Raw genomic sequence first — 909 nt, 5'->3', positions numbered from 1 at the left:
TATTTCACTGAAAAATTTATCTCAGCGAAGAGAAATGACCTTACCGCAGCGGAATACCGCTTTGGCAAGGCCAACTAATTTTTATTATTTAATGTGTAAACTTGACAGGGCACAGTACCAATCATCGCTTATTTTGCTGGTTATTGAGTAGGTTCAAAATACTTTGACACAACGTTTCTGAGTATTGCAGATCATAACTATTTAGTTGCTTAATTAATTGCTGTTGGAATGGACCAGCTTGTTGTTTTTTAACCTTACCGTTCATTAACTCATCCATTGAAACGTTTAATGCTTTAGCCAGACTTTGTAAAGTTCCGGCTTTAATATCCGTAGCCGCGCCACGTTCAACTTTTGAAATAAAGTTAATGGAGAGGTCACTTAATTCTGCTAGCTTTTCTTGGATCATACCTAGTTCATGACGCCGACTTGCTACATTTATTCCAATTTTGTTCATATTATACCCTCAATCTTAAATGCTTATATACCAAGGATATGAACTAACTGAAATAAAAATAAGTTCTAAGAAAACTGTGTTATTATAATCCGTGTAGAACATAATCTAAAGTTAGTGTAAGATTTTCATAGGTTGGATGAATAAATCATCTGGTCGTGAAAATCCTTTTTTCTATACCAATTTGCTTATTTACAAAAAAAAAGACCGGTAGCCTTTAGTGTGCTGAATACTAAACAAAGGTAGGTCTTCCCTCATGACTATTTTAACAGAAATCGATCGTAATTTGGCAAAAGCTGATAGTTTATTTGAAGCTGAACAGGTGATTTTAAACGGTGTCCTCCGCTTAGGCCAAGTAATGATGCAAAACTTTGATGCAAAACTTTATGGAGGAATTGGATCAAAGCTTGAAGTCCTAGACACCGGCTAATTACCAAGTAATTAATAAGCAAGCACGG

General features: G+C 35.2%; 1 protein-coding gene and 1 pseudogene. One reads left to right on the top strand and one right to left on the bottom strand.

All coding sequences use genetic code 11. From position 1 onward, the window contains the following. Positions 1-121: 121 nt before the first annotated feature. A complete protein-coding gene (locus HUK49_RS10575; protein WP_191913666.1) occupies positions 122-454 on the bottom strand; it encodes a helix-turn-helix domain-containing protein in 333 nt (110 codons plus the stop codon). 253 nt (positions 455-707) lie between these two features. On the opposite strand from HUK49_RS10575, the pseudogene HUK49_RS10570 reads away from it, so the two are divergent. After that, positions 708-867 (top strand): annotated as a pseudogene (locus tag HUK49_RS10570) (ISLre2-like element ISLre2 family transposase); the annotation flags it as partial. Positions 868-909 lie beyond the last annotated feature (42 nt).

It is taken from the genome of Limosilactobacillus portuensis (assembly GCF_014838735.1).
In the GTDB taxonomy this organism is placed as follows: Bacteria; Bacillota; Bacilli; order Lactobacillales; family Lactobacillaceae; genus Limosilactobacillus; species Limosilactobacillus portuensis.
Note: the sequence above shows the minus strand (reverse complement) of the source record. Positions and strands in the feature narration are given on the sequence as shown.

Coding starts and splice junctions, on each gene's coding strand:
- HUK49_RS10575 (WP_191913666.1), bottom strand. CDS start 454: ATGAACAAAATTGGAATAAATGTAGCAAGTCGGCGTCATGAACTAGGT.